The sequence below is a fragment of the Gemmatimonas sp. genome, from assembly GCF_044376735.1.
Classification (GTDB): domain Bacteria; phylum Gemmatimonadota; class Gemmatimonadetes; order Gemmatimonadales; family Gemmatimonadaceae; genus Gemmatimonas.
In genome coordinates this window covers 1-5,138 of sequence record NZ_JBILKJ010000176.1, presented here as the reverse complement: position 1 = coordinate 5,138, position 5,138 = coordinate 1, and the positions used below count along the sequence as shown (strand labels likewise).

The following is a 5,138-nucleotide window of genomic DNA, read 5'->3' as shown; positions in this document are numbered from 1 at the left end:
GTTCCTCGCTACCTTTCTACAGCAATGCGCCCGGAACCCGCCCCCCGTCCCCCCGTTCCGCAGTCCCAGCGCCTCGCGCAGCTTGGCCTGGTCATCAATGCGGGGTTGGCCGCCATCAAGTTGGTGGCCGGGCTCCTCGGCAACTCGTACGCCTTGGTCGCCGACGCGGTCGAGAGTTCGACCGACATGGTCGGGTCGCTCGTGGTGTGGAGTGGCCTCCGCATTGCCAGCCGTGACCCCGACGAGCGCTATCCGTTCGGCTATGGGCGCGCTGAGGCGCTCGCCGCGGCTGCGGTATCGGCCCTGATGCTTGGCGCGTCCGCGGGCATCGCCATCGAGGCGATCGCGGAGATCCGCACGCCGCATCACGCCCCTGCCTGGTGGACGCTGCTGGTGCTGGCCGTGGTCATCGTGGTCAAGGAGCTGCTGGCCAAACGGGTGATGGCGGTCGGTGCAGCGTCTGGGAGCGTGGTCGTGGCGGCCGATGCGTGGCATCACCGCGCCGATGCGATTACCTCCGGTGCGGCGTTCATCGGCATCACGATCGCGCTGATCGGCGGGCCGGGGTGGGAGCCGGCCGACGATTGGGCGGCGCTGGTGGCCGCCGGGGTCATCCTCGTGAACGGCGGGCTGCTGCTGCGCACCGCGTTGCGTGACCTCATGGACCGCGCACCCGAGCCGGCCATCCTGGCCACCGTGTCCAATGCAGCCCTCACCACCCCCGGCGTACTGGCGGTAGAGAAGCTGAAGATCCGGAAGTCGGGCACCGCGTTCTATGTGGACATTCACGTGCAGGCCGATCCTGCGCTTTCCCTCCATGATGCGCACATTCTGTCGGGGATGGTGAAGACCGCGATCCGGCGGCAGGTGCCGGCCGCGCTGGGGGTGCTTATTCACATGGAGCCGTTCGAGCCGACGGAGAAATCATGACCCATCAGCCTGACTTTCACGTGCTGGACCGGGCGGAGTGCGAGGCGCTGCTCCTGTCACAGCAGGTCGGACGCCTCGCCTTCAGCTTCCGCGATCGCGTCGACATCGAGCCCATTCACTACGTGTACGCCGATGGCTACATCTACGGGCGCACGCAGTTCGGCAGCAAGGTGACCGTGCTGGCGCATCATCCCTGGATCGCCTTCGAAGTCGACGAGGTCCGCGCGCTGTTCGAGTGGCGCAGCGTGGTGGTGCATGGACGCATCGAGTTCCCCGATCCCAACGGATCGCCCAAGGAGATCGCGCAGTACGCGCGGGCGGTCGAGCGGTTCCGTACGCTCGTCCCCACCGCGTTCGATGCCAACGATCCCACACCGGCGCGCGAACTGGCATTCATGATCGCCGTGCAGGAGATGACGGGCCGTGCCGCCACGATCGGCGGGACCGACTGATGGCGAACGGACCGACAGCGCTGCAGCTCACGCCGGTCGAGGCGAACGACCGGATCAGGCTGGGCAGCAAAGCCGCCCGCGTGGACGGCCCGATCGACAAGACGGCGCTCGAGGCGTCCACGCAGGGGCTGCTCACGCGCCTCTCCGCACTGCAGGCCGCGTTTCACGCCGATGGCCGGCACGCCTTGCTGCTGGTGCTCCAGGGGCGCGACGCCTCCGGCAAGGACGGCGTCATCAAGACGGTGTACGGCGCCTTCAACCCCACCGGCGTGCAGGTGGCCGCCTTCGGTCCCCCCACGCCGCTCGAACTGCGGCACGACTTCCTGTGGCGCGTGCATCAGGTGGTGCCGCCGCGCGGCATGGTCGGCGTGTTCAATCGCTCGCACTACGAAGACGTGCTCGCGGTGCGCGTGCGGGAACTCGTCCCGAAGGCGGTGTGGCGCGCCCGCTATGAGCACATCAACACCTTCGAGCGCATGCTCACCGACAACGGCGTGATCATCCGCAAGTGCCTGCTGCACGTGTCGCGCGAAGAGCAGCATGCCCGCTTGACGGCGCGCCTCGACGATCCCACCAAGAACTGGAAGTTTCGTCTGGACGACTTGAAGGACCGCGATCGCTGGGACGCCTACACCGACGCGTATCGCGAGGTGCTCGAACGGTGCAGCACGCCGTGGGCACCGTGGTACGTGGTGCCCTCCGACGACAAGGCGGTGCGCAACCATCTCATCGCGCGCATGCTGGTGGAGACGCTCGAAGCCACCAAGTCCGCCTTCCCGCCCATGGACGACGCCGTGCGGGCCGCCGCTGCCGGATTCGCCTGACGCGCTGCGTGTTGCAACACGCCGCGCGCCAGCCTACGAGCGGCCGCCGAAGCGCACGGGCAGCCAGTAGCTGACCTTCACCGCCAGGAAGTTGTCGCCGCCGGCGCGCGTGGTGCGGAGCAAGTCAGTGGCCCGGGCCGGGTCGCCAAAGGCTTCGGCGGTACGACGGTTCTGCTGCCACACCAAAAAGAACGTGCTCCCCGGCGTCCATTCCCACCGCATGACCACGTTGGAGCGAAACGACAGCACGTTGAAGTCGCGATTGCTGATCGTGAAGGTCGAGCCGCCGTCGGTGACCGTGAGGGTGCCAATCGAATCGACCGTCGCGGTGGTGCCGTCGGTGCCGTACTCGCGCAGCAGGCGGCTGCGCGGTGCGCTCAGTTCACCGAAGCGCGAGTAGTGGCCGGTGGCCACGAACGGCTCGGCGTAGCCCTCGAGCGACAGATTGGGCGAGAACGCGTAGTTGGCGCGGAGCTTCGTGGAAATCGTGGTGCGGTCGATGAACGCGAACACGTACCGGTTGCCGTAGGTGCGCGCGCCCCCCGCAATGCGCGTGACGTACTGCCGCGGTTCGGTACCCGACTGCACCGTGGGCTCCATCGACACCGACACGCGTGGCGACGGTCGGAGGGTGAGTTGTCCCGACACGTTGCGGCGCCACGCGCCGAATTCGTCCACGCCGTAGCCGCCGTTCACGCGCCAGCCGGTTTTGGCGCCAAACGGATTGTTGATGCGGAACTCCTGCCGGAACTCGCGCGGCAGCCCCATGTACGGCCCGCCGCGCGTCACGGCGTCGTCCACCGTGGGCAGCGCGATGGTCGAGCGCACGTTGAGATTCCAGAAATTCTTCAGCTGGGCGCTGCTGTTCTGCGTCCACGTGTTCAGCTGATGCGTGCCCTCGAAGTTCCACGCGCCGCGCGTCTCGAACCCGAGCCGCCAGTTCTGCAGAAACCGGCCGGGGGTGGTTTCGCGGATCTGCAGGTCGGCGTTGTACTCGATGTCGTCGGTGGACTGCAACCGGCCAAGATCGTTCATCTCGAAGCCCGGTGACTCGAGCTTCACCTCGGCGCCCCACAAGATGCGCCGACCCGCATCCTTGTCGGCGCGGAGCTGGGCCGAGTAGCCCGTCAGCGACGTCTTGAGCGGGTCGTACACCGTGGTGCGGCGGTCGGGGCGTTGAAAGAGCCGGGAGTTGGCGATCTGCAGCCGGCGGATCGATGCCGTATCGCCGGCCACATACGTGCCTGCCACGAAGCCGCTGATAGCGTACTTGCCCTGCTGAAGGCGGATACGCCAGTCGGCGCCGCCGAAGTAGCTCTCGCGCGCCAGCAGCCCGGCCAGCGTAGGCTGACTCCCCATGCTGCGCTGCACAGTGCTGAACGACGCACCGACGGTGGAGGCCTGACGCCCGATTTCCTGCTGCAGGCGCAGGATGCCATACGACGAGCGCGGCTCCACCGGCACGGTCGTGGTGCGCCCGGAGTCGGCGCGGAACACGCGCGCCTGCTCGGATGCGGTCACGGCCGTGATCGCACCGATGGACAATCGGCTCGGCAACCGACCGGTGAGCTTGGCGGCGCCAAGGATGGTGCTGTTGCGCGGAATGTCCACGAAATCACCGGTGGCGGAGCCGTGGGGCGGGGCGCCGATGCGCCGCGGGTAGAAGTACTGCGCCCCGTTGCCGCGCACCATCTCGCTGCCTTCCGTGAAGAACGGGCGGCGTTCGTCGAAGAACGTTTCGAAGGCGCTCAGGTTCACTTCGGCGGGGTCGGCTTCCACCTGCCCGAAGTCCGGATTCACCGTGGCGTCGAGGGTGAGGCTGGAGCCCAGGGCCGTCTTGGCGTCGATTCCCATGCGCCCCGCAAACGGACGATTGAGCGGATTCGCCACGGTCGCCGTGGCGCGCCGCGTGGCGTCGCCGGCCACGTAGGGCATGAACTCCACGGGGCGGGTGGGTGACACGCCGTCCAGCCCTTCCAGCGTACCGAAGCGCGACACGTAGCCCGTTTCGCGCGGCGGGACCATCGCCCACTGGATGTCCTCGTTCTTGTCGGGCATCCACCGGTCGATCTGCAGTCCCCATCGCTGCCGCTCGACCTGGGGGAACCGGAGCTGCGAGAACGGAATGCGCAGTTCGGCCGTCCAGCCGCTGTCGTCTTCGCGGGTGGCGGCGGTCCAGACGGGGTCGTACTGGCTTTCGCGCCCGCGCATGTCGTCGTCCTGCGTGTGGCGGAAGTCGGAGCGGACGCCGGCCGCCGACACCCCGAAGCCTACGGCGGTGCGCCGGTCCATCTGCGGATCGAAGGTGACGGTGAACCGTTCGGCGTTGCCGAAGCCGTCGCGGCGGGTCATCGCGCGGGCCAGCGCCTTCATATCGCGGCGTCGCATGCGCGCGCCCACGTACAGCGCGTCGGCGTCGTAGGCGATGAACACTTCGGTGGCTTCGGTGGGCGCCTGGCCCTCGCGGGGCTGCCGCTGCACGAAATCGGTGATGGGCTCCATGCGCGCCCACGCGGCGTCGTCGAGCCGCCCGTCGATGCGGGGGGCGCGCGACACGCGCACGGCGCGGGCGATCTTGGGCGAGGGCTGCGCGTCGAGGCGGTTGGTGGGAAGGGCGAACAGGGCGGCGATGGCGATCGCCAGCGACGCGGTGGAGCGGGCACGGGCAACACGACGCGCTATACAGATCACGCAGTACTCAGCAGAGGCGGGCAGAAAGAGCTGACTGCCAGAGTACGCGGCAGGGCGCCTGCGCGTTCAAGGAACAGGAAAGCGGTGGGCGGGCACTGGTATGGCGCGGGGGAGGGCGTTACGTTCTTCGTTCTGTCCGCGGATTGGTATTCCGCGACGGGATGTGGCGCAGCCCGGTAGCGCACCTGAATGGGGTTCAGGGGGTCGCAGGTTCGAATCCTGTCATCCCGATGTTGTGGGG

The 5,138-nt window shown here is 68.1% G+C and carries 4 protein-coding genes and 1 tRNA gene; 4 read left to right on the top strand and 1 reads right to left on the bottom strand.

The features are described 5' to 3' along the window. The 3 genes from ACIRA7_RS14775 to ACIRA7_RS14765 form a co-directional block, all read left to right on the top strand. The coding region (locus ACIRA7_RS14775) for a cation diffusion facilitator family transporter (protein WP_396221613.1) at positions 1–930 on the top strand (930 nt) is incomplete at its 5' end. Beyond that, positions 927–1,382, top strand: a complete 456-nt coding sequence (locus ACIRA7_RS14770) for a pyridoxamine 5'-phosphate oxidase family protein (protein ID WP_396221612.1) — start codon at positions 927–929, stop codon at positions 1,380–1,382. The genes ACIRA7_RS14775 and ACIRA7_RS14770, both read left to right, overlap by 4 nt. Beyond that, positions 1,382–2,206, top strand: a complete 825-nt coding sequence (locus tag ACIRA7_RS14765) for a PPK2 family polyphosphate kinase (RefSeq protein ID WP_396221611.1) — start codon at positions 1,382–1,384, stop codon at positions 2,204–2,206. Before ACIRA7_RS14770 ends, ACIRA7_RS14765 begins: the two co-directional genes overlap by 1 nt. Before the next feature lie 33 nt (positions 2,207–2,239). Here the strand turns inward: ACIRA7_RS14765 and ACIRA7_RS14760 are convergent, their stop codons facing one another. Next, the gene (locus ACIRA7_RS14760) at positions 2,240–4,897 is read right to left on the bottom strand and encodes a DUF5916 domain-containing protein (RefSeq protein ID WP_396221610.1); all 2,658 of its coding nucleotides are present in this window, start codon (positions 4,895–4,897) and stop codon (positions 2,240–2,242) included. Positions 4,898–5,054: 157 nt separating this feature from the next. Between ACIRA7_RS14760 and ACIRA7_RS14755 the strand changes: the two genes are divergently transcribed. Further along, a tRNA-Pro gene (locus ACIRA7_RS14755) sits at positions 5,055–5,128 on the top strand. Positions 5,129–5,138: the final 10 nt, after the last annotated feature.

Coding starts and splice junctions, on each gene's coding strand:
- ACIRA7_RS14770 (WP_396221612.1), top strand. CDS start 927: ATGACCCATCAGCCTGACTTTCACGTGCTGGACCGGGCGGAGTGCGAG.
- ACIRA7_RS14765 (WP_396221611.1), top strand. CDS start 1,382: ATGGCGAACGGACCGACAGCGCTGCAGCTCACGCCGGTCGAGGCGAAC.